This window comes from Streptomyces griseorubiginosus (assembly GCF_036345115.1).
In the GTDB taxonomy this organism is placed as follows: Bacteria; Actinomycetota; Actinomycetes; order Streptomycetales; family Streptomycetaceae; genus Streptomyces; species Streptomyces griseorubiginosus_C.
In genome coordinates, this window is record NZ_CP107766.1 from 565,538 (window position 1) to 590,235 (window position 24,698).

Consider the following 24,698-nt stretch of genomic DNA (forward strand, 5'->3'; position numbering starts at 1 on the left):
GGCGTGGACGGCCCGGAGGAGGTGCGGGCCCGCCTCGCGGAGACGGGGTACCTCGTCGACGACGGGCTGGCGACCGCCTGCTTCCTGGCACTGAGGCTGCACCGGCCGCTGTTCTGCGAGGGCGACGCGGGCGTCGGCAAGACCGCGCTCGCCGCCGCCCTCGCCGAGGCCCTCGGCGCCCCGCTGATCCGGCTCCAGTGCCACGAGGGCATCGACGCATCCCAGGCCCTGTACGACTGGGACTTCCCCCGTCAGCTGCTGCATCTGCGGGCCGCCGAGGCGGCCGGTGCCGTGGACGCCGAGCGGGTGGAGAGCGAGCTGTACGACCGCCGGTTCCTGGTCGTCCGGCCGCTGCTGCGGGCGCTGGAGACCTGGCCGTCGGTGCTGCTGATCGACGAGATCGACCGCGCCGACGACGAGTTCGAGGCGTTCCTGCTGGAGCTGCTGTCGGAGTTCTCGGTGACGATCCCGGAGCTGGGGACGCTGCGGGCCGAGGTGCCGCCGGTGGTCGTCCTGACGTCGAACCGGACGCGTGAGGTGCACGACGCGCTGAAGCGGCGGTGCCTGTACCACTGGTTCGAGCATCCCGGCTTCGACCGTGAACTCGCCATCGTGCGACGGCGGTTGCCGGGCGTGTCCGCGCGGCTGGCCGAGCAGGTGACGGGACTGGTGCAGACCCTGCGCGCCGAGGACCTGCTCAAGCCGCCGGGTGTGGCCGAGACGATCGACTGGGCCGAGGCGCTGGACGCGCTGGGGGCGAGCGAGGTGGACGCGGAGCTGGCGTTGGCGACCCTGGGCTCGGTGCTGAAGTACCGGGAGGACGCGGAGCGGGCGCGGGGGGCACTGCCGGCGGCTCTGAAGGACGCGTGATCACCGTGACCGGGCGGGCCGACGCCGTCTTCCTCGCCTTCGCCCGCGCGCTGCGCTCGGCGGGTGTCGACGCGAGTGCCGAGCGGGTGCACGCCTTCCTGCGCGCGGTGGCCGAAGTGGGACCGGCGCGGGTGTACTGGGCGGGGCGGCTGACCCTGTGCGGAAGCCGCGAGGACCTGGAGCGCTACGACCAGGTGTTCGCGGGCACCTTCGGGGGCGCACCGGGCGAGCGGCGGGTGGCCTCTCCCGGACTGCGGCTCACGGTCCGGGACGCGCGGGCCGGCCCCCGTAGCCGTACGGTCGACGGACCCGAGGGCCCGCGGGCCGCCGCGCTCGCCGGTTCCGCCGAGGTGCTCCGGCAGCGCGACATCGCGGGCCTGGACCCCGCCGAACGGGCCGCCCTGCGTCGCCTCCTCGCCGCGTTCGCGCTGCCCGGACAGACCCGCCGGACGGCGCGTCGACGCCCGGCCGGACGCGGGGGCGTCGATCCGCACCGGACCGTGCGGGAGCTGCTGCGGCACGGCGGGGAACCGGCCCGGCTGCGGCACCACGAGCGCACCGAGCGGCCCCGCCGGGTCGTCCTGCTCGTCGATGTCAGCGGCTCGATGGCGCCGTACGCCGACGCGCTGCTGCGCTTCGCGCACGCGGCCGCCCGGGGCAGCCGTACGGAGGTGTTCACGATCGCCACCCGGCTGACCCGCGTCACCCGCGACCTCTCGCACCGCGACCCGGACCTGGCGATGGCCGCGCTCGCCCGCGCGGTGCCGGACTGGCGCGGGGGTACCCGGCTGGGTGAGCTGGTGCGGGAGTTCCTCGACCGGTGGGGGCAGCGGGGCCTGGCCCGGGGCGCGGTGGTCGTGCTGCTCTCGGACGGCTGGGAGCGTGGCGATCCGGAGCTGCTCGCGGCCCAGATGCGACGCTTGCGGCGGCTGGCGCACCGGGTGATCTGGGCCAATCCGCTGAAGGCACGCCCGGGTTACGCACCCCTGGCCGCCGGGATGGCGGCGGCGCTGCCGAGCGTGGACGCGTTCGTCGAGGGGCACAGCCTGGCCGCGCTGGAGCGTCTGGCGGCGGTGGTGAAAGGAGCCGACGATGCGTGACATCCTCCCGGTGCTGAACCGCTGGTACACGGCAGGGGTGCCGTTCGGACTGGCCACGGTCGTCTCGACCAGCCGCAGCGCGCCGCGCGATCCCGGCGCGGCGATGGCGGTGGGCCCGGACGACGAGGTCGTCGGCAGCGTGTCGGGCGGCTGTGTGGAGGGGGCCGTCTTCGAGCTGGCCCAGGAGGTCGTGGCGAGCGGCGAGGCCCGCCTCGAGACGTTCGGGTACAGCGACGAGGACGCGTTCGCGGTGGGGCTCACCTGCGGCGGGGAGATCACCCTGCTCGTACGGCCCGTGACGGCCACGCTCGATCCCGCCTTCGGCGAGGTCGCGGAGTCCGTCGCGGCGGGCCGCCCGGTGACCCTGGCGACGGTGACCGAGGGCCCCGCGCCGCGCGGCGCCACGCTCGCGGTGTGGCCGGACCGGGTCGCGGGCACCCTGGGCACGACCGGCCTGGACGTGGCGGTCACGGCCGACGCGCGCGGCGAACTCGCCCAGGGGGCGACCGGGTCGCGGCACTACGGCCCGCACGGCGAGCGGCGCGAGGACGCGGTCGGCGTCTTCCTGCACTCCTTCGCCCCGCCGCCCCGCATGCTGGTCTTCGGCGCGATCGACTACGCGGCCGCCGTCGCCCGGATCGGCGCCTTCCTCGGCTACCGGGTCACCGTGTGCGACGCCCGCCCGGTCTTCGCCACGCCGAAGCGCTTCCCGGAGGGCGTCGAGGTCGTCGTGGACTGGCCGCACCGCTATCTGCGGGGCACCGACACCGACGAGCGCACGGTGATCTGCGTCCTGACCCACGACCCGAAGTTCGACGTGCCGCTGCTGGAGGAGGCACTGCGCCGGCCGGCGGCGTACATCGGGGCGATGGGCAGCCGCCGCACGCACGACGACCGGATGAAGCGGCTCACCGAGTCGGGGCTGGCTGAGGCCGAGCTGTCCCGGCTGCGCTCGCCGGTCGGGCTGGACCTCGGGGCCCGTACCCCGGAGGAGGTCGCGGTGTCCGTGGCCGCCGAGATCGTCGCGCTGCGCTGGGGCGGCAGCGGCGCCCCGCTGACGGCGACGGCGGGGGCGATCCATCCGTCCTCATGAAGCCTGCCTGGAGGAAGCCATGGAACTGCACCACGCGTTCACCGTGCCCGTCCCGGTCGACGAGGCCTGGCGGGCGCTCCTCGACATCGAACGGGTCGCGCCCTGCATGCCCGGCGCCGTCGTCGAGGACTACGACGGCAAGACCGTGACCGGCTCGGTGAAGGTCAAGGTCGGGCCGGTCACCGTGACCTACCGGGGAACCGCCGTCTTCGAGGAGCAGGACGAGCACGCGCACCGCATGGTGCTGATCGCGAGCGGCCGGGAGACCCGCGGCCAGGGCACCGCACGGGCCACGGTGACCGGCACCCTCACCGGGGCGGACGGCGGCGGTACGGCCGTGTCGGTGCGCACGGACCTCGCGGTGACCGGTCGCCCCGCGCAGTTCGGGCGGGGTGTGCTGACGGAGGTCGGGGACCGGCTGGTCGGCCGGTTCGCCGAGTGCCTGGCGCAGCGGCTCACCGAGCCGGAGACGGCACCGGAGACCACGCCGGAGACGGCACCGGCATCCGCGGAGCCCGACGACGAGCCCCTCGACCTGCTGCGCGCGATCGGTGGGCCGGTCGCGAAACGGGCTGCGGCCGCGCTGGCGGCGGCGGTCGTCGTGGGACTGGCGGTCACGCGGCTGCGACGACGGGGGAAGCGGAGGGTGTGAGGTGTGTCCGAGGGGGTACGCGCCGCACTACGGGTGAGGGTGTACGAGCCCCCACCGCACCTCCGATCAGGAAGGAGGTCCGTGGCAGAGTCCCGATCACAACGCCCGGGCCGTTCCCCTGCACTCGGAACGGCCCGGACCTCATGGGCACCCGTGGTTCTCGGGGCGCCTCAGGACGGGACGGAGCGCGGCGGCAGTCGGTGCAGCTCCACGTCCGTGAGATTGCCGTCGGCCACGGTCGCCGTCATGTAGGTGCAGTGCGGCTGGCGACGGCGGTCGGTCGGCGAGCCGGGGTTGAGCAGCCGCAGTCCGCCGGGGGCGGTGGTGTCCCAGGGAATGTGGCTGTGGCCGAACACCAGGACGTCGGTGTCGGGATAGCGGGCGGCACAGCGGGCCTCGCGGCCCTGAGCGGCGCCGGTCTCGTGGACGACGGCGAAACGCAGGCCGCCCAGTTCGGCGTACGCCACCTCGGGCAGCCGTGCGCGCAGTGCGGGCCCGTCGTTGTTGCCGTACACGCCGACGAGCCGGGCGCTGCGGCTCTCCAGCAGGTCGAGGGTGGCGGTGTCGACCCAGTCACCGGCGTGGAACACGACGTCGGCGTGAGGGAGTTCGGCGAGCAGCGGGGCCGGGAGCTGCTTGGCACGCTTGGGCAGGTGGGTGTCGGACATCAGCAGCAGGCGCACGGCATCACCCTAGACCGGTCCACGGACGATCCCGCCGGGTGACGGGCGCACGCCGGTGCCGAAGTCGGTGGCCCTGTCGCGTCGAAGTCGGTGGCCGTGCCGTGGAACCGACAGGGGCCGGTCTGCATCTTCACGTACGCGGTACGACGATCACGGCGTCGGCCGTCGTCGGCGCGCCGTCGCAGGTCCGCCGCACGTCACCCCGTCGCCGGGTGTACGCCCGGTCAAAGCGGCCTGCTGCCGCGGCACTTGTCCGGCGGCGTTAACATCGGCGCACAAAGCGTCGATCCGTGACGCAAGCCACAAGCCACCCAAGGAGTCCGGACACCGATGCCGGTCAAGGTCAGCGTCGTCATCCCCGTCTACAACCCGGGGAACTACATCGAGGACTGCATCGCCTCGCTGCGCAGGCAGTCCCTGCCCCCGGACGAGTTCGAGGCGATCTTCGTCGACGACGGTTCGACCGACGACACGCCGGCCCGGCTGGACGCGGTGGCCGCCGAGGTCGAGAACATCAAGGTCATCCACCAGGAGGCCTCCGGCTGGTCCGGCAAGCCCCGCAACGTCGGGATCGCCGCCTCCGAGGGCGAGTTCGTCATGTTCGTCGACAACGACGACTACCTCGGCGACGAGGCCCTGGAGCGGATGTACGACTACGCGGTCGCCAACGGCGCCGACGTGGTCGTGGGCAAGATGGCCGGCAAGGGCCGGGGCGTGCCGGTGGAGCTGTTCCGCCGCAACCACCCCCGGGCCACCGTCGACAACGCCCCGCTGATCGACAGTCTGACGCCCCACAAGATGTTCCGGCGGGCCTTCCTCGACCGGATCGGTCTGCGCTTCCCCGAGGGGCGGCGCCGGCTGGAGGACCACGTCTTCGTCACGGAGGCGTATCTGCGCGCGGACAACGTCTCCGTGCTCAGCGACTACGTCTGCTACTACCACCTCAAGCGCGACGACGCCTCCAACGCGGGCTTCCAGCGCTTCGACCCGGTGGGCTACTTCGCGAACCTGCGCGAGGCGCTCGACGTCGTCGAGAAGTACACCGAGCCGGGGAAGACCCGCGACCGGCTGTTCCGCCGCTGGCTGCGCAACGAGATGGTGGAGCGGATGCGCGGCAGGCGGCTGCTCTCCGCCCCCGAGGACTACCGCCAGGAGCTCTTCAAGGAGATCCGCTCCGTGGTCGTCGAGCGCTTCGGGCCGGGTGTCGCGGCCGGCCTCCAGCCCACCCAGCAGGTCGTCGCCGCGCTGATCGCCGACGGCCGGCTCGACGACCTGGTGAAGTTCGCCGAGTGGGAGGTCTCCGTCACGCCCACGGCCGTGCCGGACGGCGTCGAGTGGGACGGCGGGGTGCTGCGCATCGGGCTGTCCGCCGAGCTCGCGTCCGGCGACACGCCGATGACGTTCCCCGCGAAGGGCAGCAAGGAGCCGCTCGCCGGGCCGCCGGCTTCCGTCCAGGAGGCGGTGGACTGGGTCGGCGCGCACAGCGTCGCCGGCTTCGGCCGGGCCACCGTCGAGGTGCTGCTGACCGAACGCACCAGCTCCGCCCAGTTCTTCCAGCCGGTGGAGTTCACCCGGGAGACCGTCCCGGCGGAGGGGGACGGGCGGGTGCGTCTCGTGCTGCGGGGCACCGCGACCGTGGACCCGGCCACCGCGGCGGACGGCGGTCCGCTCGACGCCGGGCTGTACGACGTGTTCGTGCGCGTCAAGCTCGGCGGCTGGACCAAGCAGAGCCGGCTGGGCCCGGTCACGCTCAAGGGACGTACGGCCGCGGACGCCGGGGTCGCGGGCGGCCGGGTGGTGCTGCCGTACTGGACCGCCAAGCAGGGCACGCTCGCCCTGGACGTGGACACCGCGAGCAAGCGGCTGGAGCTCGGGCGGCTGACGCCCGGCGAGGTCACCGTCTCCGGTGACCGGGTCGAGGTGCCGGTGCCGTTCCACGTGCCCGGTGAGACGCCGGTGCTGCTCAAGCTCACCGGGGGCTCCGGCACCGCGCCCCGGCGGGTGCCCGGCACGTTGCGGCCGAAGGGGGAGGCGGCCGTCCTGGAGGCCGTGCTGCCGCTCGCCGAGCTCGGGACCACGCCGTGGCAGGTCGCGCTGAGCCCGGCGCCCGACGCCGCCGAGCCGCGCTTCCACCCGCTGCCGTTCGCGCTGCGGGTGAAGGCGGGCCGGGTCCAGGTCTCGGCGGTGCGTCCGCCCCGGCCCGGGGTCGGACAGCGCCTGGTCCGCAGGGCGAGGCCGCTCGCCCGCAAGGTGCTCAGACGGATCAGGGCACGCGGCAAGTAGCAGTACGGGGAGGACGCCGGACGCGTCCTCCCCGTACTCACGTCATGGCGTTCAGCCCGCGCTGTTGAGCTGCTGCAGGCTCGCGCGCAGGTGCTCCCAGCTGCGGTCCCGCTTGCTGCCCCGGTTGCGGGCGTTGACCAGCGGCTTCCAGAAGGCCGCCTCGATCAGCGCCTCCGGCTTGATCGCCGTGGTCCGCTCCAGCACCGTCTCGGGCACCTTCTGCGGGTCGGGAACCACGTACTCCGCGATGATCTCGTCGTACTTGTCCTTGAGGACCGTGTTGGTCGGGTCCGCGCCGAAGACCACCAGCTGGCCGGTGGGCTCGGTGTCGACCAGGACCGTCACCAGGTCGGGCCGGTAGCGGTTCAGGACCTCGATCACCTTGTAGACGTCGCCGGTCCAGGCGTTGGTGTGGCGGTCGCGGGCCGCCTCGTCCACGTTGCGCGGCAGCATGTCGTCGAAGACGATCACGCTGGCCCAGTCCGAGTACTTCTCCACGTTGATGAAGTCGCGCAGCGCGTACTCGAACAGGTGCATGCCGTCGATGAAGGACAGGTCGAGCGTGACGTCCTTCCAGTAGCCGAAGGGGCTGCGGTTGCGGACGATGTTGCGCAGCGGGTGGCGGCCGCCCTTGAGGTGCTGGAGCGGGTTCTCGCGCGCGAAGAAGTCGTCGCTGGTGGCCTTCGCCAGGTGGACGTCGCAGCGGATCTCGGAGACCACCTTGAACGCCGGGTCGATCGCGATGCTCGGTACCCGGGAGAACGTCAGGCTGCGGCCGTCGTTGACGCCGATCTCCAGGTAGTTGCGGTTCGCGCTGGCTTTGTGGAGCCCCCGCAGGAACTCGTGACGTTTCACTGGGAAATCTCCTTGCGGATGTGTGGCAGTGCTTCGTGCAGGGCGGACCGCCGGTCCCGGTGCGAGTCCGGCGCGGCCCCCGCCCACCGGTCGCGCCCGAGGGCGCCGGCGACGGGGCGTGGTGCGGGCCCGGTGAGGGCTTCGCTGCTGGTGGGGCCGGCCCGCTCGGGGCCGGCCGAGGTGCCGGAACGCTCCCCGCACCGGTCCGTACCGGGTGCCCCGGCCGGAACCGGTTCCGTGGAACATACCTGCTGTGAGCCTCCCATGACAGGACTTCGCGGCGAGGAGCGTGATCCTGTGGGAAAGGGCTTGCAAAGTGCGGGAAGCCGGAAGGTGACCCTCCGGGCGGGGAACGCGGCGCCGGGCCCGCCGGGGCGGGCGCCGGCTGCGGCGGAAGAGCTCATGAACCGATCCGCACCTTGCCGTGGTCTGCGAGGACCGTGCGACGGACGTCGGCGTGGACGTCGGTCGGACGCGGGAGGGCGAGAGAGGTGTGCCGGAAAGGGTGGGTGATCGTCGCCTCGTCGCACCGGGAAAGCCCGACGGCCCGGGGAACGGCCTTGTCGGCGACGGACAGCGGTGGATCGGCCGACGTGGGCATGCTCGGCCATGACCGGATGCCGGCCCCGCCGGACAGCACGAGAGCCTTCATCTGCATCACCCTAGCCCGGATCCTGAGGAACCGGGCTGGGCAGGGGGTGACTTGAAGGTGCGCGTCAGGTGACGCGGGGCAGCGAGATCGCGGACCCTCAGTCCTCGCCGCGGAAGATGTTGTCCTCCGTGGTGTGCGCGGTGGTGGGTCCGACCCGGTCCCCGACCGCGGGCAGGCAGGTCCGCAGGTCTCCCTTGCCGTGCAGTCGGCGGGACCTGGACCAGCCCGTCTCGGGCCGGCGTACGACGGGTTTCTGGGCGGTCTGCGGGGTCACGGCGGTTCACCGTCCTTCCATGCTGCTCCTCCGAGTCCCCGGTGCCTGCACGGCCAAACGGACCCGGCCGACCGTCAGGGCACGGGCTCCGCACACCCGTTCATCGGTGAGCCGCCGCCCCGCCGCTTGACGGCGGGGTCGAACTCCCTTTCCTCGTTCAGGTGTTGGGGCGGGCCACGCTGATGTCGCCGAGGGCCGACTCCGGGTCGCGTTCCATGGCGGCGTCGCCGAGGGCGACGATGCCGACGGCGTGGCCTCCCTCGACGACCGGGATGCGGCGCACGGCGTGTTCGCGCATGAGCGTGATGGCGTGGTCCAGGTCGTCCTCGGGGCCGACGGTCACCAGGTCCTCGCTGCAGGCGCCGGCCACGGTGGTCTGCTCCGGGTCGCCGCCCTCGGCGAGAGCGCGCACGACGAGGTCACGGTCGGTGACCAGGCCGCGCAGTTCGTCGCCGTCGGTCACGAGGACGGCGCCGAGATCCTGGTCGCGCATGAGCCGGGCGACGGCCGTCACGGAGGTCTGCGGTTCCACGGTGACCGGAGCGCTGGTCATGATGTCGCTGACGTGCTGGGTCATGACGTACCTCTCTGCTCGCGGGATGGTGCGCCCCGGGTACCCCTCCTCAGGCATCCACCGCGATCTCGCTCCACACCTGTTTGCCGCCGCTGACCGGGACCGTGCCCCAGGCGGCCGACACGGCCTCGACGAGGAGGATGCCGCGCCCTCCGGTGGCCTCCCAGCCGATGCTGGTGGGCTTGGCGGGGGTGCGGGGCGAGGCGTCGGCCACGGACACGCGCAGCCGCCGTCCGACCAGGGTGAGGTCGAGGCGGACCCGGCCGTCGGTGTGCACGAGGGCGTTGGTGACGAGTTCGGAGACGACGAGCAGGGCGGTGTCCAGTGCGTCGCCGTGCACGCCCCAGCCGCGCAGGACGCGCCGGGTGAAGCGGCGGGCGTGTCCGGCGGCCTGCGGGACCCGCCACACCGTCCAGCCGTCCCTGAGCGGGTGGGTGGCCATGCCGTCGTAGCGCAGCAGGAGCAGGGCGACGTCGTCGCTGCGGCGGGCGCCGCCGAGCAGGGCGTCGGCGACGAGACCGAGGTGCTCGGGGTCGGCGAGGGCCAGACCACGGGCGAGGCGGTCCATGCCCTCGTCGATGTCGGCCTCGGTGGACTCCACGAGGCCGTCGGTGGTCAGGGCGACCAGGGTGCCGGGCCGCAGCCGCAGCGGGGTCATCGGGAAGTCGGCCTGGGCCGTCACGCCGAGCGGGGGGCCGCCGTCCGACTCGGCGATCTCGGTGGTGGCGTCGGGGTGGCGCAGGACCGGCGGGAGGTGGCCGGCGCGGACGCACCAGGCGGTGCCCTCCTCCATGTCGAGGTCGACGTAGGTGCAGGTGACGAAGAGGTCGCTCTCCAGGTCCATGAGGAGCCGGTTGGCGTGGGCGACGACGACGTCCGGCGGGTGGCCCTCGACGGCGTAGGCGCGCAGGGCCGTGCGCATCTGGCCCATGAGGGTGGCCGCGGCGGCGCTGTGGCCCTGGACGTCCCCGATGACCAGGGCGACGTGGTTGTCGGGCAGTGGGATCACGTCGTACCAGTCGCCGCCCAGCTCCAGGCCCGCGGTGCTGGGCAGGTAGCGGGCGACGGCCGTCGCGCCGGGCAGTTTCGGCAGCCGACGGGGCAGCAGCTGGCGCTGGAGCATGCCGACCAGTTCGTGCTCGGCGTCCAGGGCGTGGGCGCGCATCAGGGCCTGTCCGGCGAGGCCGGCGGAGGCGGTGAGCAGGGCGCGCTCGTCGGGGCCGAAGTGGTGGGGGGTGTCCCAGCCGATGAGGCAGGCGCCGGCCATGCGGCCCGCGGCGGGCAGCGGCAGTACGGCGAGGCCGCCGGGCCCGACGTCGGCGAGGGCGGGTTCGAGGACGGTGCCGGCGGGCCAGATCTGGGCCCGGCCCTCGCGCAGGGCGCCGGCCAGGGTGGGCATGGCCCGCACGGGTGCCTCGGGCCACTCGCTGCGCCACTCCAGGCGCCACAGCTCGGGCCAGGACTCCGGTTCGGGCGGGTCGAGGACGGTGACGACGAGCCGGTCGTTCTCCAGCTCGGCTAGGGCGATGCGGTCGGCCCTGAGCGGGGCCCGCAGGGCGGAGACGACGGCCTGGCTGACGTCCCGGACGGTGCCGGCGGTGGAGAGGGCGGCGGCCAGCCGCTGGACCCGGGCCACGTCGGTGACGTCGGAGCGCAGGGTGGAGGCGTCGGCGACGGTGCCCACGAGCAGGGCGGGCCGGCCCTCGCCGCCGGGCAGCATGCGGCCGCGCAGCCTGAGCCACTTGGGCGGGCCGGAGGGCTGGAGGACGCGGAACTCCAGCTCACGGTCGCCCAGGGACATGTGGCCGGCCTCGAACAGCGACATCAGGGAAGGCAGGTCCTCGGGGACGGCCAGGCCGAGCAGGGTCTCGACCTTGCCGTCGAAGTCGGCCCGGCTCATGCCGAACAGGTCCAGGATGTCGTCGCCGACCTCGACACGGCCGGTGTCCATGGCGAGGCTGAACGCGTCGGAGGGCAGTTCGCCGCCCTCGGGGGCCGAGGCGCGGGGCGGGCAGACGATCGCGTCGGCGATCAGTTCGAGGCACTTGCGGTCCTCGTCGTCGAAGCCGCGCGGGTTCTCGCTGACGGCGAGCAGACAGGCCCGCTTGTCGTCGCCCTGCGCGGGCAGCACGGCCAGGTGGAAGTCCCGTCGGGGGACCGAGCGGGACTCGGCGCGGCCGGCGACTTCCGCGGGGCCGAGGAAGACGGGCCGTCCCGAGCGGTGCGCCTCGGCGGGCGGGGAGCCGCCGGAGCCGGGATAGCTGTCGCGCAGCCCGTAGACCGTCCGGGGGACGCCCGCCGACTCGACGAGGCACAGCAGGTCCGCGTCGTCGCCGGGCGTGTACACGGCGGCCAGGGTCGCCCCGGCGAAGACCAGTGCCTGTTCGAGGACGTGGCGCAGTCGTTCGGGTGCTCCGGGACCGTCGGTGAGGGAGGCCAGGGCGTTCTCGGCACGCAGCGTTCTCGCTCCGCGTCCCGCAGCGCCCTCACTCACCACGTTCGCCATTACAGCGCTTATGCGGCACGTGCGCAGCCCCTGTGGGCGTTCCGTGGAGCATCCGCGGGGGTCCGCGCCTGTACCCCACTGGGCACTTCCAAACCCATGCGTTCCGCACGGTGGTCTCGTGACAGCCGTGACTGTCCGTGGCCACCGCCCGGCTGGAAGGCTCTGTGGCGGGCCAGGAAGGGGGACGCATGGACAAGCGCTACGAGGTGTACGCGCTGGCGGACAGACACTTCTACGAGACGCCCGACCGGATCTCGGCGGGCGAGGCGCCCGTCTACGAGACGGCGCGCCGGGCGGTGCCGGACGGCTGGGACGCGGCGCGGATCGGTGACTGGCTGACGCTGACGCCGCTCGGTCCGGACGGGAAGCCGGAGCCGGGTCCTTCTCAGGGCTGGAAGATCCACGCCTCGGCGACCCGGGAGAACGCGGACCGGATCGCCGCGATCGTGTGGGACTACTGCGTGCCCCGGCGCATCTCGTTCAAGTTCGTCCCGGGCCCTCATCTGCTGCACCTGCGCAACACCAAGTACGCGGCCCGCGACACCAGCGGGAAGTTCGTGACGATCTACCCGGCGGACGAGGAGCAGCTGCACGAGGTGCTCCGGGAGCTGGGCAAGCTCCTGGAGGGCTTCGAGGGGCCGTACATCCTCACCGACCTGCGCTGGTACGAGGGCCCGCTGTACGTCCGCTACGGCGCGTTCGCGCGGACCTTCGTCGTCGACGAGCGGGGCTCGCTGGTGCCGGCGGTGCGCAACGGCGAGGGCACGCTGGTGCCGGACCGGCGGGAGCCGTCCTTCCAGGTGCCCGAGTGGGTGACGCTGCCGGACTTCCTTGCGCCGCATCTGGAGGCCCGCAACACCACGACGGTCGGCGAGCTGCCGTACCGGATCGAGAAGGCGCTGCACTTCTCCAACGGCGGCGGTGTCTACACCGGCACCGACACCCGTGACGGGCGCAAGGTCGTCCTCAAGGAGGGCCGGCCGCACGCGGGGCTCGCCGCGGACGGGGCGGACGCGATCGCCCGGCTGGAGCGGGAGAAGGACGCCCTGGAGCGGGTGGCGGGTACGGGCGTGGTGCCCGAGGTGCGGGACTGGTTCACCCTCGGCGACCACCGGTTCCTGGTCATGGACTTCCTGGAGGGGCGCCCGCTGAACTCGTTCTTCGCCGAGCGGCATCCGCTGCTCACCCCGGACCCCGACCCGGAGGCGGTGGCCGACTACACCGCGTGGGCGGTGCGCGTCCACGGGGCGGTGGAGCGGGCCGTTGCGGCGGTGCACGCGCGCGGGATCGTCTTCAACGACCTCCATGTCTTCAACATCATGGTCGGCCCCGACGAGGAGTCGGTCTCCCTGCTCGACTTCGAGGCGGCGGCGCCGGTCGAGGAGAACGGCCGCCAGGTCGTCGCCCACCCCGGCTTCTTCGCCCCGCCGGACCGCAAGGGCGTCGACGTCGACCGCTACGCGCTGGCCTGTCTGCGGATCGCCCTGTTCCTGCCGGTCACCACGCTGTTCGTGGTGGACCGGGGCAAAGCGGCCCACCTGGCCGAGGTGATCCTGCGTCAGTTCCCGGACGTGCCGAAGGAGTTCCTCGACGAAGCGGTCGCGGAGATCACCCGGGACATCGCCGTACCGGACGACTCCGACGCCGGCGGCGAGCGCGCGGTCGTGCGCGCCGCGGTCGCGCGGTCCTTCGTCGAACCGGGCGACTGGCCCTACAGCCGCGACTCCATGGTCAAGGCGATCCTCGCCTCGGCCACCCCCGAGCGCGCGGACCGGCTCTTCCCCGGCGACATCACCCAGTTCAACGACGGCGGCGGCCTCGGGCTCGCGCACGGCGCGGCCGGCGTGCTGTACGCGCTGGACGCGATCGGCGCCGAGCGGTACGAGGAGGGCGAGCGCTGGCTCCTGGAGCGCACCGCGCCCCCGCCGACGGGCACGCCGCTCGGGCTCTACGACGGCCTCGCGGGCGTCGCCCATGTCCTGGACCGGCTCGGCCACCGGCAGCGCGCCCTCGACCTCGTCGGGCGGGTCCTCGCGGAACGCTGGCAGAACCTCTCCGCCGACCTGCACGGCGGCCTCGCGGGACTCGGCCTGGTCCTCGGTGAACTGGCCGACACCACGGGCGAGTCGGAGCTGCGGGACCGCGCCGCCGAGGCGGCCGACGTCCTCGTACGACGACTCGCGCAACCCCTGCCGGACACGCCCAGGAAGCGCCGGGCGGGGCTGCTGCGAGGGTGGACCGGACCCGCGCTGTTCCTGCTGCGGCAGTACGAACGCACCGGTGAGCCGCTGCTGTTGAGGGCGGCCGAGGTGGCGCTGCGCAGGGACCTGGAGTGCTGTGTGACGCACCCGAGCGGCTCGATGGAGGTCGACGAGGGCTGGCGGACCCTGCCCTACCTCGGGGAGGGCAGCGCGGGCATCGGGATGGTGCTGGACGACTTCCTCGCCCACGGCGCCGACACCGAGGGGGAGTTCGAGCGGGCGCGGGCCGGCATCCTGACCGCCGCCACCAGCCGCTTCTACGTACAGCCCGGTCTCTTCCAGGGCCGCGCCGGGATGATCCTGCACCTCGCGCGCACCGACACGCCCGGTGCGGGCCGGGAGCGGCTCGCCGAACAGATCGACGGCCTCGGCTGGTTCGCCATGGACTACCAGGGCCAACTGGCCTTCCCCGGCCACCAGATGATGCGTCTGTCGATGGACCTGGGCACCGGAACGGCAGGGTGCCTGCTCGCGCTCGGCGCGGCCCAGGAGGTCCAGGGAGCCGACGGGGCCGCCGATGCCCCCGGCACCGCACACCTGCCGTTCCTGCCGCCGCTCCGGCGGCCCCACGAACGCGGTTCCGCGACCTGACGGAGCCGTGACCCAACCCCGTCCCCACGGGTGGACGACACCGAGGAAAGGAAACCGAGATGGCACTTCTCGACCTGCAGACGATGGAGTCCGACGAGCACACCGGCGGCGGCGGCAACAGCACGCTGAGCCTGCTCTCCTGCGTCAGCGCCGCGAGCGTCACGCTCTGTCTCTGACAGGCATCGTGCGCCCATGACTCCGGGCGGTCACTCCCGCGAGGGAGGGGCCGCCCGGGGTCCTGCCCCCTTCGGGAAGGCCGCCGTATGACGACTCGCACCGCGCCACAGGACCCGCCCGGCCTGCTGGGTCCGGCCCCCGCCCGCTGCCTCGTCCTGTGCCTGGTGAGCACCGCCGGAACCGGCGCCGCGCTGTTGCTGCCCGCGGCCCTCGGCCGCACCCTGGACCTGCTGCTCGCGCGGGAACCCGCAGCCTCCTGGGCGCTGTACTGCGCCGCACTGCTCCTGCTGATCGCCCTGCTCGACGCGGTGGAGACCGTCCTCGGCGGCACGGTCACCGCCCTCAGCACCGCCTGGCTGCGCCGCCGTCTCACCGGGCACGTCCTGGCCGTCGGCCCGCGCGCCACCGCCCGCTTCGGGCCCGGGGACCTCGTCGCGCGTCTCGTCGGCAACGCCGCCCAGGCCGGCACGGCCCCGGCCGCGCGTGCCGCCCTGTTCGCCGCGCTCGCCGGGCCGGTCGGCGCCGTGGTGGCCCTCGGCCTCATCTCCCCCTGGCTCGCGGCCGTGTTCCTGGCCGGAGCGCCGGTCCTCGCCCTGCTGCTGCGCGCCTTCGCCCGGGACACCCGGGAGTGCGTGACCCGCTACCAGGAGGTGCAGGGCCGGATCGCGCAGGCGCTCTCGGAGGCCGTCGGCGGCCACCGCACCATCCGGGCGGCGGGGACGGAGGACCGGGAGACGGCCCGGATCCTGCGCCCGCTGCCCGAGCTGTCCGCGGCCGGACACCGTATGTGGCGGGTGCAGGGCCGGGCCTCGGGCCAGTCCGTCGCGATCGCCCCGCTGCTCCAGCTCGGTGTGGTGGCCGTCGCCGGCGTCCTGCTCGCCCGGCACCTGGTCACGGTCGGCGAGGTGCTGGCCGCCTCCCGGTACGCGGTCCTCGCGACCGGCGTGGGCGTCCTGGTGGGACAGCTCGCCGGTCTCGCCCGGGCCCGGGCGGCGACCGGCCGCCTGGACGAGGTCCTCGCGGAACCCCCCGTCGAGTACGGCGCGCGCCGGCTGCCGCCCGGTCCGGGGCGGCTGGAACTGCGGGGCGTCACCGCCCTGCGCGGCGGCCGGGCCGTGCTCGACGGCGTCGACCTCGTCGTGCCGGGCGGCACGACGCTCGCGGTGGTGGGCCGGTCGGGGGCGGGCAAGTCGCTGCTCGCCGCGGTCGCCGGGCGGCTCACCGAACCGGACTCCGGCGAGGTTTTGCTGGACGGGGTGCCGCTGCGCGAGCTCACCCACGACGACCTGCGCCGTTCCATCGCCTTCGCCTTCGAGCGGCCCGCGCTGCTCGGCGGCACCCTCGAGGAGGAGATCGGCCTCGGTCTGCCGTCCCCCTCCCCCGCCCGGGTCCGGCGGGCGGCCCGCACGGCCCACGCCGACGACTTCGTCCGCCGTCTGCCCGACGGCTACGACACCCTCGTCGCCGACGCCCCGCGCTCCGGCGGCGAGTCCCAACGACTCGGCCTCGCCCGGGCGTTCGCCCACGGCGGCCGTCTGCTCGTCCTGGACGACGCCCTCTCCAGCCTCGACACGGTCACCGAGGCCCGGATCACCGAGGCCCTCCTGAACGGCGGGGCAGCCGGCACCCGCCTCCTGGTCGCCCACCGCGCCACGACGGCGTCCCGCGCGGACACGGTGGCCTGGCTGGAGGGCGGCCGAATCCGGGCGGTGGGGCGACACGAGGAGCTGTGGCGGGTGGCGGAGTATCGGGGGGTGTTCGCGGAGGGGGTGGAGGCGGGGGCTGCGGAGGGGGACGTTGCGGACACGGGGGTTGTCGGCGCGGGGGCTTGGGGTGCGGGCCCTGTGGCGTCGGGAGCTCCAGACGGTGGTGCTCCGAAGAGGCGGCCCCTGGAACGGGCTGCTTCAGAACACGGTGTTCCGGACGGGGCTGCACCGGAGAGCGGCGCACCGGGCAAGCCCGCTTCTGGCGGTGGGGAGTCGTCATGACGTCCGTCCGGGGTGGTGCCGTGACCGGCGGGGTCTACGCCGGCGGGCTGAGGTACCTGCGGGCCCGGTGGCGGGTTCTCGGCCGGCTCGGCGGGTGGTCGGTGCTGGAGACCGCGCAGACCTTCCTCACCGGGTACGCGCCCGCCCACGCCCTGGACGAGGGGTTCCTGGCCGGTCGTCCCGGCGTGGGACTGGTGTGGCTCGGCGTGGCCGGACTCGGCGTGCTCGTCGGGGCGTACGGAACGGTACGGGTGTACGCCGCCGTCGCCGCGTTGGTCGAACCGCTGCGGGACGCCCTGGTCCGGCGGGTCGTCGGGCGCGGGGTGCGGGAGGCGGACGCGGGTGCGCTGTCCGGGCTGACCCAGCAGGTGGAGATCGCACGGGACACCCTCGCAGGGCTGGTGATGGTGTCGCGTTCGTTCGTGTTCACGGCGGCCGGGGCCGTCGTAGGGCTGGCCTCGCTCGACCCGCTGCTCCTGCTGGTGGTGGGACCGCCGCTGGCCGCCGGACTGGGCCTGTTCGCGGCCACGCTGCGGCCGCTGGCCCGGCGCCAGGAGGATTTCCTGGTCGCCGACGAGGCTCTGGCCGAAGGTCTCGGCAGGGTCTGCCCGGGGCTGCGGGACGTCACGGCGGCCGGGGCGGAGGACCGGGTCTCGGCCGACGCGGGCCGACTGGTCGACACGGAACAGCGGGCGGCGTATGCCCTGGCCCACTGGTCCGTCCTGCGCGTGGCCGCCCTCGCCCTCGGCGGCCAGCTCCCGATCGTGCTCCTCCTCGTCTGTGCCCCCTGGCTCCTCTCCCACGACGTCACCGCGGGCGCCCTGGTCGGCGCCCTCGCCTACGTCACGCAGTCGCTGCTCCCCGCCCTCCACAACCTGGTCCACGGCCTGGGCACAAGCGGCTCACGGCTGGTGGTGGTCCTACGACGCCTGCTCCGCGAGCCGGACACGCAGAACGGGCCGAGCGCGAGCACCCCGGCCCGAACCGACGAGGCGAGCCCTCACCCCGAGCCCGGCCCGGCCCCCTGCGCGGGAGACCCGGCTCACGTCGACGGGGCCGTACCGCCGCAAGACCCGCCCCGCCCCCTCCCGGTCGACGCAGAGGCGGCTGTCCAGGACTCCGAGGCCGACGCACGGCCCGAGCGGCTTCGGGGCGGATCGGGCCCCCGCCCCCGCCTGGCGGCTCGGCCGGCCCGCCACGATTCCGGTGCCGCCTCCGCCGGGGCAGACGGTCCGCGTCCCGCCAAGCTCCGCTCGCCGTCCCACAGCACACCCGCCGAACCCCCCGCCCTCGCCCTCACCTCCCTCACCTTCGCCTACGGCCCCGCCGCCACCCCCGTCGTCGACCGGCTGGACCTCGCCCTCGCGCCCGGGGCCCATCTGGCCGTCGTAGGGCCCAGTGGGATCGGGAAGTCCACGCTCACCGCTCTGGTCGCCGGGCTGCTCCGGCCCACGGGTGGGCAGATCCGGGTGTGCGGGCACCCCGTGCCCTCCCCCGGGGCCGCCGCCGGGCGCGTGCTGATCCCGCAGGAGGCGTACGTCCACACCGGCACCCTCGCCGAGAACCTCGCGCACCTGCGGTCCGGGCCGGTGCCCGAGGCGGAGCTGCTCGCGGCGGCCGAGGCGGTCGGGCTGACCCCGCTGCTCGAGGCGCTCGGCGGGCCTCGGGCGACCGTGGACCCGGCCGCACTGTCCGCGGGTGAGCGCCAGCTCGTCGCGCTGGCCCGGGCCTACCTGTCCCCCGCCCCCCTCGTCCTGCTCGACGAGGCGACCTGCCACCTCGACCCACGCGCCGAGGAGCGTGCCGAGCGGGCCTTCGCCGAGCGGCCGGGGACGACACTGGTCGTCGTCGCCCACCGCATCAGCTCGGCCCGCCGCGCCGGTCACGTGCTGCTGATGGACGGCCCGCACACGGCGTACGGCACCCATGACGAGCTGGTGCGCGAGTCACCGGCCTACCGCGCCCTCGTGGGCGGCTGGACGGCCGTACCACCGAACCAGGCCGCACCACAGAAGCAGGCCGCACCACCGCACCAGACCGCCCCTCCAGACCCGTCAGAGCCACCCCTGGCCCTGCGAGATCCGGATCGCGTCGATGCGGTTGCGGGCCCCGGTCTTGCGGGTGATCGCGGCCATGTAGTTGCGCACCGTCCCGTGGGACAGATGCAGGCTTCCCGCGATCTCCGCGATGGAGGCCCCCTCCGCCGCGAGGGATAACACGCTCAGCTCCCGTCTGGTCAGCGGCATCTCCGCGGCCTGGAGGAAGCCGAAGCCGAGCGAGTCATCGACGAAACGTTTCCCCTCGGCGACCCGGCGGATCCCCCGCACCAGCCGCTCCGGCGCCGCCCCCTCCTTGTCCACGTATCCGAGCGCCCCCGCCTCGACGGCCCGCTTGAGCAGCCCCGGCCGGTTGGCGCTGGCCATCACGAGTAAGCGCGGCGGACTCCGGTCCGGCTCGCGCACGGATAACTCGCCCAGGGGCGGGATGCCGTACGCGTCGGAGCATTCGAGGTCGGCCGCGCAGACGTCCGGACGCACGGATCGCAGGCGGCTCGGCGCGGTGTGCCACGGGGTGTCGAACACCCCGAGGTCCGGTTCCCGGCGGAGCCACTCCGCCAGTACCGATCTCTCCAGACACGCGTCGTGCACCAGAAGCACCCGGATCACTGCTCGTCCCCCTCGACTCGCCTCTTTGTTTCCGTGGCATGAACGCGTGCCCCATTGTTCGGGTCCCGGACCGCCGTCGGGCGCGAAGAATTGGCCATCAGGGTGCGCGGGGGCGCACTCAGGGCGCCCGTGTGCCGCCGCGCGCTTCGACTGGGGTGGCATGGTCCGGGGTCGAGGGGGTACGCGGCGGTCCTCGCCGTCGCCCGGGCACTCCTGTGCCCGCACGGGGTGAACGCTCGCCGTGCGGGACGCGCCGGGAGGGTGGAGATTTGATCCTTGGGGACCCGGCTCGCGACAGCGGCCCGCGCCCCCTTGGGCACGCGCCCGTGCGAGGAGGTGGTCGGCGTGTCCGACGGGCATACGTCCGCCCCGGCGCCGACGAGCGCCCGGACCCGCGTGGGACGCCCCCTGCTCTCCCTGGCGCTCGCCTCGATGATGGACGAGGTCCACGCCCACTCCGGCGCGGTCTATCTGCTGGCCGCCGACGAACCGGTGCTGGAGATGGCGGTGATGGCGGGCCTGCCCCGGGCGTTCGCGGCGCCCTGGGAGCGGGTGGGGCTGAGCGCCCCGATCCCGGTGGCGGAGGCGGTGCGGGACCGGCGGCTGGTGTGGGTCGGCGGCGAACAGGAGATGGCGCGCCGCTTCCCGCGGATCGCGGTGGTGCTGCCGTATCCGTTCGCACTGGCCGCGGTGCCGGTGGCAACCCCGTCCAAGGTGTACGGCGCGGTCTTCGTGACCTGGCCCGGTTCGCACCCGCCGGACCTGTCCGACCGCGAGCGGGATCATCTGGTCGCGGCCTGCGAGCGGCTCGCGGTGCGGCTGGAACGGGCCGTGGAGGACAGTGTGCCGCCGCACGCCGAGCCGGATCTGCTGGGATCGGCACCGGTCGGCGGTGCGGCCGGGACGCTGGGCACGGTGGAGGCCGCGCGGATGGTGTCCCGGCTGCCGTACGGGCTGTGCTCGCTCGATCTGCACGGGCGGGTGTCCTTCGCCAACGCGGCGGCGGCCGAGCTGATCGGCGTCCCGGTCTCCCAGTTGCTGGGCTCGCAGTTGTGGGCTGCGGTGCCCTGGCTCAACGACCCGGTCTACGAGGACCGTTACCGGGCCGCGCTGCTCAGCCAGCACAGCACGTCCTTCGTGGCGCTGCGGCCGCCCGGCGACTGGCTGTCGTTCCGGCTGTACCCGAGCACCACCGGGCTGAGCGTCCGGGTCAGCCGGGCCCGGGCGGTGGCGGAGATGAACCGGACCGGCCCGCAGCCCGGCGCCTCGCCGTCCCGGCTGGTGACGATCTCGCAGGTGCTGAGCCTGGCCGGAGCGCTGACCGAGGCGGTCGGTGTGCAGGACGTGGTGCAGCTGGTAGCGGACGAGATCGCCCCGGCGGTGGGCAGCCAGGCGCTGGTGGTGCTCGGCTCCCGGGGCGGGCGCCTGCATGTGCTCGGACACCGCGGTTACCCCGACGCCCGGATCGTGGAGCGGTTCAACGGGCTGCCGCTGACCGAACCGACGCCGGGCACCCATGCCCTGAGCACCGGCGTGCCCGCGTTCTTCGACTCCCGCGAGCAGTTGGAGCACCTGTACCCCGGGCGGCTCGCCACCCCCGACGGGTTCGCCGCCTGGGCCTATCTGCCGCTGATCGCCTCCGGACGCCCCGTCGGCACCTGTGTGCTGGCCTACGCCGAGCGGCATCCCTTCCCCGCGGACGAGCGGGCGGTGCTGACCAGTCTGGGCGGGCTGATCGCCCAGGCCCTGGAGCGGGCCGTGCTGTACGACGCCAAGCACCAGCTGGCGCACGGCCTGCAGGCGGCTCTGCTGCCGCACACCCTGCCCGTGCTGCCGGGCGTCGAGGCGGCGGCCCGCTATCTGCCGGCCACTCAGGGCATGGACATCGGGGGCGACTTCTACGACCTGGTACCGGTGAACGGCAGGGCGGCCGCGGTGATCGGTGACGTGCAGGGGCACAACGTGACGGCGGCCGGGCTGATGGGGCAGATCCGGACGGCGGTACGGGCGTACACGACCGTCGGCCAGACGCCGGAGGAGGTCATGCGCTCCACCAACCGGCTGCTGATCGACCTGGGCGCGGAGTTGTTCGCCAGCTGCCTGTATCTGGGGCTCGACCCGGAGCGGGGGCGGGCGGTCATGGCGCGGGCCGGACATCCGCCGCCGCTGCTGCGCCGGCCGGACGGCCGGGTGCGGGTCCTGGACCTGGCCGGCGGACCGCTGCTGGGCATCGACGGCTCGGCCGGCTATCCGACGACGGAGGTGGAGCTGGCGCCGGGCAGCGTCCTCGCGCTCTACACCGACGGCCTGATCGAGTCGCCCGGCGTCGACATCGAGGACGCGCTCGCGGAGCTCGGGCGGCAGCTCGCCGAGACCGGTGACCGGCCGCTCGACGAACTCGCCTACGAACTGGTCCGCCGCAGCGCGGCCGCGCGGGAGCGGAACGACGACGTGGCGCTGCTGTTGCTGCGGGCGGACGGCTGACCGGGGCTCCCGACCGACCTGCCGGGCATCCCGACCCACCGGGCGTCCCGACCCACCGGGCGTACGGACCCACAACGCGCCGGTCCGGCCCTCCCGCCGGAGGGCCGGACCGTTGCACCTCCCGGGCCGGAACCGCGCGTGGCCGGGAGGTGGTCTGTGGCCGGCGTCGGCAGCGGCGGTGGGAGTGGGGGGACCGCTGCCGACGCGGCCGGTTCAGGGTGTGGTGCTGAACCGACGGGACGTCAGTTGTGCGCCTGGCCCGCGGCGTCGCCCGCACCGGCGTCGCCCGCGCCGTTGCCGGCGTCCTGGCCGTTGCCCGCGTCCTGGCCGCCGATCACGTCGCCGCCGGCCTCCTCGCCGCCGACTTCCTGGCCCGCGCCGGCCTCGTCACCCGGGCTCGCGCTCGCGTCGCCGCCGGCACCGGCCTCTTCGCCCGCGCCCGCCTCGTCGCCCGCACCGGCCCCGGCGTCGCCACCGGCGCCCGCCTCGTCACCGGCGCCGGCTTCCTCGCCGCCCGCCTGGTCGCCGCCCGCGCCGCCGGCCGCGTCACCCGCGCCGAGCGTGGCGCCGACCGCCTGGAGCGCGGTGGTCACCGGCTGGAAGAAGGTCTCGCCGCCGACCGTGCAGTCGCCGCTGCCGCCGGAGGTCAGACCGATCGCGGAGCCGTCCTGGGTGAAGAGCGAGCCGCCGCTGTCGCCGGGCTCGGCACAGACGTCGGTCTGGATGAGTCCGGTGACGGTGCCCTCGGGGTAGTTGACGGTGGCGTCGAGTCCGAGGACCTGGCCGTCGGCGAGCCCCGTGGTGGAGCCCATCCGGAACACCTGGGCGCCGACCTCGGCGTCCGCGGCCTGGTTGATGGCGACGGTCTGGCCGCCACCGACGTTGACCTCGCTGGGCGCCTGGGTCGCCGGGTCGTCGTACTTGACGAGCGCGAAGTCGCCGTCACCGGGGAAGGTGGCCTGGTCGACGGTGGCGATCGGCTCGCCGGTCTCGGAGTCCGACCACTGCTCGGCCGCGACCCCGCAGTGACCGGCCGTCAGGAAGGCGGGGCTGCCGTCGCCCGCGGTGACGTTGAAGCCCAGCGAGCAGCGGGCGCCGCCGCCGAAGATCGCGTCACCGCCGGAGACGAAGGTCTTGAACGTGCCGGCCGACTTCTTGACGGTGGCCATGTCGGAGCCGAGGCTCTTCACGGTCGACTCGAGGGTGTTCCACTTGTCGCCGGTGACCGTGCTGTCGGCGGTCACGAGGATCTTGTTGGTGCGCGGGTCGACGGCCCAGGCGGTGCCCGGGATGGTCGCCTCCTCCTTCAGGGTCTTCGCGCCGGCCGCCAGTTCGGGGAGGCTGTTCTCGACCTCGCGGACCTTGGCGCCTGCCTTCTTCGCCTGCACGACGACGTTGTTGTTGTCGCCGGATATGACGTTCACGACGAGCTGGCCGCTGTCGGAGTCGTAGTAGGACCCGGCGAAGGCGTCACCCAGCAACTCCTCGAGCTGCGAGGCGAGATCCGAGGCGTCCGACGCCTTCAGAGTCTTGGGCGCGATGGCCGCCGCGTCGTTCGACGAGCCGTCCTGGGACGCGTTGGCGTTGGGCAGCAGAATCGCGGCCGCTCCGAGCGCCACCACGGTGCCTGCCGCGAACGCGGCCTTGCGCTTCGGAATTCGCTTGTGACTCAAACTTCTCGACCTCCTGGGGGGACCGGAGTCTTGTGACCGCCGTGCGGCAGTCGGTTGTTCGGGGCGCCTGGATGGCCATGGGTACGGGCGGTGCGCGCGGTGCGTTCAATGCCGTTTCTTTACGCCTGGATTGCCATGCCGATTCGGCCAGGGGTGGTACCGGGCGGGCCGTGGACGGGAAGAATCCCCCATATGACGATGACGCCCGCCGAAGCCGACAAGATCCTCGCCGACAACTTCGCCCCTTGGGTTCTCGATCTCGGTCTGACGGTCGAGTCGCTCGGCGACGACCACGCGATTCTGCGACTTCCCTGGTCACAGCGGCTGGCCAGGGAGGGCGGCGGGCTCTGCGGGCAGGCGCTGATGGCCGCCGCCGACACCGCGACCGTGATCGCCGTCTGCGCGGCCCGGGGCGGCTTCGCGCCCATGACGACGGTTCAGCAGTCCACGAGTTTCCAGCGGGCGGTGACCGGTTCGGATGTCCTGATCAAGGCGGTCCTCACCAAGCTGGGCCGCCGCATGGCGTTCGCCGACATCACGATGACGGACTCCGCGTCCGGTGATCTCGCGGCCCGGGCGAGCACGGTCTACGCACTCCTGGGCTGACACGCTCAGCGAGCGGCCGACGACGGTCCGTCGTGGTTTCCGCCCCGAATCCCCTCTTCAGCGAATCTGCACATCGAATGCGCAACCGAGCCACCGAAGGCGAAAGTTCTGCACAAGCGCGGAACGGGAGCCATGACATTGGCGAGGAGTGTCGCATTCGCCTCGGGGACGGCAAGGACCCGTTCACGCCGTCGTGACATCACATGTGAAGAAGTCGGCACCAAGGCGTGCGCAGTTCTGCACGGATGAAGGTTTCTGTGACTCAAGTTCCCTGGTGAGGCGGGTGGTTGATTGGAAGGGCGGAGTGACGGCGTGCTTTGATCCATCGCACCGCAGGGCCGTCGGGTCTTCCGGAAACGGAATCCGGTGCCATGCGATTGCGGCCGTCATCTGTCCCCAGAGGGGGCCGCTCCCCCCTTGTGAAATACCCATACGAAGGGAAGTTCCATCATGAACTCCACCCCCCAGGTTGAGACCGTCGAGATCTCGGACGCCGACCTCGACACCGTCTCCGGCGGCCTGCAGCTGAACGCCCTCGGCACCGTCACCGACCTGGTGGACGGCGTCGCCCCGGTTTCCGGCCTGGTCAACACGGCCGTCGGCACCGTCGAGGGTGTGACCGGCCTGAACACCGCCCCGGTCACCGGCCTGGTCGCCGGCCTCTGATCGCACTTCCTGCGATCTGATCACTCACTTGTGGTCGACCCGTC

At 73.7% G+C, this 24,698-nt stretch carries 19 protein-coding genes and 1 pseudogene; 12 read left to right on the forward strand and 8 right to left on the reverse strand.

What is annotated here, in order from left to right:
- Positions 1-3 precede the first annotated feature (3 nt).
- From OHN19_RS02650 to OHN19_RS02665, 4 genes are read left to right on the forward strand one after another with little or no spacing between them, the layout of a single operon-like run.
- Positions 4-870, forward strand: a complete 867-nt coding sequence (locus OHN19_RS02650) for a MoxR family ATPase (protein ID WP_330262529.1) — start codon at positions 4-6, stop codon at positions 868-870.
- Positions 870-1,970, forward strand: a complete 1,101-nt coding sequence (locus OHN19_RS02655) for a vWA domain-containing protein (protein WP_330269514.1) — start codon at positions 870-872, stop codon at positions 1,968-1,970. The genes OHN19_RS02650 and OHN19_RS02655 overlap by 1 nt, the downstream gene beginning before the upstream one ends.
- A complete protein-coding gene (locus OHN19_RS02660; RefSeq protein WP_330262530.1) occupies positions 1,963-3,063 on the forward strand; it encodes an XdhC/CoxI family protein in 1,101 nt (366 codons plus the stop codon). The genes OHN19_RS02655 and OHN19_RS02660 overlap by 8 nt, the downstream gene beginning before the upstream one ends.
- Before the next feature lie 19 nt (positions 3,064-3,082).
- Positions 3,083-3,715, forward strand: a complete 633-nt coding sequence (locus OHN19_RS02665; protein ID WP_330262531.1) for an SRPBCC family protein — start codon at positions 3,083-3,085, stop codon at positions 3,713-3,715.
- A gap of 170 nt (positions 3,716-3,885) precedes the next feature.
- Here the strand turns inward: OHN19_RS02665 and OHN19_RS02670 are convergent, their stop codons facing one another.
- Positions 3,886-4,398, reverse strand: coding sequence for a metallophosphoesterase (locus tag OHN19_RS02670; RefSeq protein WP_330262532.1), 513 nt, complete (start codon positions 4,396-4,398; stop codon positions 3,886-3,888).
- Positions 4,399-4,728: 330 nt separating this feature from the next.
- On the opposite strand from OHN19_RS02670, the gene OHN19_RS02675 reads away from it, so the two are divergent.
- Positions 4,729-6,681, forward strand: a complete 1,953-nt coding sequence (locus tag OHN19_RS02675) for a glycosyltransferase family A protein (protein WP_330262533.1) — start codon at positions 4,729-4,731, stop codon at positions 6,679-6,681.
- 51 nt (positions 6,682-6,732) lie between these two features.
- On the opposite strand, the gene OHN19_RS02680 is transcribed toward OHN19_RS02675, so the two are convergent.
- The 5 genes from OHN19_RS02680 to OHN19_RS02700 form a co-directional block, all read right to left on the reverse strand.
- Positions 6,733-7,536 carry a class I SAM-dependent methyltransferase gene (locus OHN19_RS02680; protein WP_330262534.1) on the reverse strand — a complete coding sequence of 268 codons (804 nt, stop codon included), beginning with the start codon at positions 7,534-7,536 and terminating at the stop codon, positions 6,733-6,735.
- Positions 7,537-7,936: 400 nt separating this feature from the next.
- Positions 7,937-8,188, reverse strand: coding sequence for a hypothetical protein (locus OHN19_RS02685; protein ID WP_330262535.1), 252 nt, complete (start codon positions 8,186-8,188; stop codon positions 7,937-7,939).
- 97 nt (positions 8,189-8,285) lie between these two features.
- Complete coding sequence (locus tag OHN19_RS02690; protein ID WP_330262536.1) at positions 8,286-8,462, reverse strand: hypothetical protein; 177 nt, start codon at positions 8,460-8,462, stop codon at positions 8,286-8,288.
- 157 nt (positions 8,463-8,619) lie between these two features.
- On the reverse strand, positions 8,620-9,039 hold the full coding sequence (locus tag OHN19_RS02695; RefSeq protein ID WP_330262537.1) for a CBS domain-containing protein: 420 nt from the start codon (positions 9,037-9,039) through the stop codon (positions 8,620-8,622).
- A 46-nt stretch (positions 9,040-9,085) separates the two neighbouring features.
- Positions 9,086-11,533: a SpoIIE family protein phosphatase gene (locus OHN19_RS02700; protein WP_330269515.1), complete on the reverse strand. Its 2,448-nt coding sequence runs from the start codon at positions 11,531-11,533 to the stop codon at positions 9,086-9,088.
- A gap of 197 nt (positions 11,534-11,730) precedes the next feature.
- Here OHN19_RS02700 and lanKC point away from each other — a divergent pair, with 197 nt between their 5' ends.
- The 4 genes from lanKC to OHN19_RS02720 all read left to right on the forward strand — a co-directional run bounded on the left by lanKC (position 11,731) and on the right by OHN19_RS02720 (position 18,775).
- Positions 11,731-14,394, forward strand: coding sequence for a class III lanthionine synthetase LanKC (gene lanKC / locus OHN19_RS02705; protein WP_330262538.1), 2,664 nt, complete (start codon positions 11,731-11,733; stop codon positions 14,392-14,394).
- Between the two features lie 59 nt (positions 14,395-14,453).
- On the forward strand, positions 14,454-14,570 hold the full coding sequence (locus OHN19_RS02710) for a SapB/AmfS family lanthipeptide (protein ID WP_020117173.1): 117 nt from the start codon (positions 14,454-14,456) through the stop codon (positions 14,568-14,570).
- 87 nt (positions 14,571-14,657) lie between these two features.
- Positions 14,658-16,559 carry an ABC transporter ATP-binding protein gene (locus OHN19_RS02715; protein WP_330262539.1) on the forward strand — a complete coding sequence of 634 codons (1,902 nt, stop codon included), beginning with the start codon at positions 14,658-14,660 and terminating at the stop codon, positions 16,557-16,559.
- Positions 16,556-18,775 (forward strand): ABC transporter ATP-binding protein, encoded by a 2,220-nt coding sequence (locus OHN19_RS02720; RefSeq protein WP_330262540.1) that lies wholly within the window; start codon positions 16,556-16,558, stop codon positions 18,773-18,775. Before OHN19_RS02715 ends, OHN19_RS02720 begins: the two co-directional genes overlap by 4 nt.
- Here OHN19_RS02720 and OHN19_RS02725 read toward each other — a convergent pair.
- Positions 18,698-19,585: pseudogene (locus tag OHN19_RS02725) on the reverse strand (LuxR C-terminal-related transcriptional regulator); the annotation flags it as partial. The gene OHN19_RS02720 and the pseudogene OHN19_RS02725 overlap by 78 nt on opposite strands.
- Here OHN19_RS02725 and OHN19_RS02730 point away from each other — a divergent pair.
- Positions 19,562-21,709: a SpoIIE family protein phosphatase gene (locus OHN19_RS02730; protein WP_330262541.1), complete on the forward strand. Its 2,148-nt coding sequence runs from the start codon at positions 19,562-19,564 to the stop codon at positions 21,707-21,709. The pseudogene OHN19_RS02725 and the gene OHN19_RS02730 overlap by 24 nt on opposite strands.
- Positions 21,710-21,951: 242 nt before the next feature.
- Here the strand turns inward: OHN19_RS02730 and OHN19_RS02735 are convergent, their stop codons facing one another.
- Entirely contained in the window at positions 21,952-23,382 is a 1,431-nt protein-coding gene (locus tag OHN19_RS02735; protein WP_330262542.1) for a S1 family peptidase, read from the reverse strand.
- A gap of 192 nt (positions 23,383-23,574) precedes the next feature.
- Between OHN19_RS02735 and OHN19_RS02740 the strand changes: the two genes are divergently transcribed.
- Together OHN19_RS02740 and OHN19_RS02745 are read left to right on the forward strand one after the other, a co-directional pair.
- Positions 23,575-23,988: a PaaI family thioesterase gene (locus tag OHN19_RS02740; RefSeq protein ID WP_330262543.1), complete on the forward strand. Its 414-nt coding sequence runs from the start codon at positions 23,575-23,577 to the stop codon at positions 23,986-23,988.
- Between the two features lie 450 nt (positions 23,989-24,438).
- Positions 24,439-24,654: a type A2 lantipeptide gene (locus tag OHN19_RS02745; RefSeq protein WP_123765787.1), complete on the forward strand. Its 216-nt coding sequence runs from the start codon at positions 24,439-24,441 to the stop codon at positions 24,652-24,654.
- Positions 24,655-24,698 lie beyond the last annotated feature (44 nt).

What these genes read in the sequence shown, in the direction of transcription:
- OHN19_RS02685 (WP_330262535.1), bottom strand. Translation starts at nt 8,188, where the DNA reads ATGAAGGCTCTCGTGCTGTCCGGCGGGGCCGGCATCCGGTCATGGCCG.
- OHN19_RS02715 (WP_330262539.1), top strand. Translation starts at nt 14,658, where the DNA reads ATGACGACTCGCACCGCGCCACAGGACCCGCCCGGCCTGCTGGGTCCG.
- OHN19_RS02720 (WP_330262540.1), top strand. Translation starts at nt 16,556, where the DNA reads ATGACGTCCGTCCGGGGTGGTGCCGTGACCGGCGGGGTCTACGCCGGC.
- OHN19_RS02675 (WP_330262533.1), top strand. Translation starts at nt 4,729, where the DNA reads ATGCCGGTCAAGGTCAGCGTCGTCATCCCCGTCTACAACCCGGGGAAC.
- OHN19_RS02740 (WP_330262543.1), top strand. Translation starts at nt 23,575, where the DNA reads ATGACGATGACGCCCGCCGAAGCCGACAAGATCCTCGCCGACAACTTC.
- OHN19_RS02695 (WP_330262537.1), bottom strand. Translation starts at nt 9,039, where the DNA reads ATGACCCAGCACGTCAGCGACATCATGACCAGCGCTCCGGTCACCGTG.
- OHN19_RS02665 (WP_330262531.1), top strand. Translation starts at nt 3,083, where the DNA reads ATGGAACTGCACCACGCGTTCACCGTGCCCGTCCCGGTCGACGAGGCC.
- OHN19_RS02745 (WP_123765787.1), top strand. Translation starts at nt 24,439, where the DNA reads ATGAACTCCACCCCCCAGGTTGAGACCGTCGAGATCTCGGACGCCGAC.
- lanKC (WP_330262538.1), top strand. Translation starts at nt 11,731, where the DNA reads ATGGACAAGCGCTACGAGGTGTACGCGCTGGCGGACAGACACTTCTAC.
- OHN19_RS02660 (WP_330262530.1), top strand. Translation starts at nt 1,963, where the DNA reads ATGCGTGACATCCTCCCGGTGCTGAACCGCTGGTACACGGCAGGGGTG.
- OHN19_RS02710 (WP_020117173.1), top strand. Translation starts at nt 14,454, where the DNA reads ATGGCACTTCTCGACCTGCAGACGATGGAGTCCGACGAGCACACCGGC.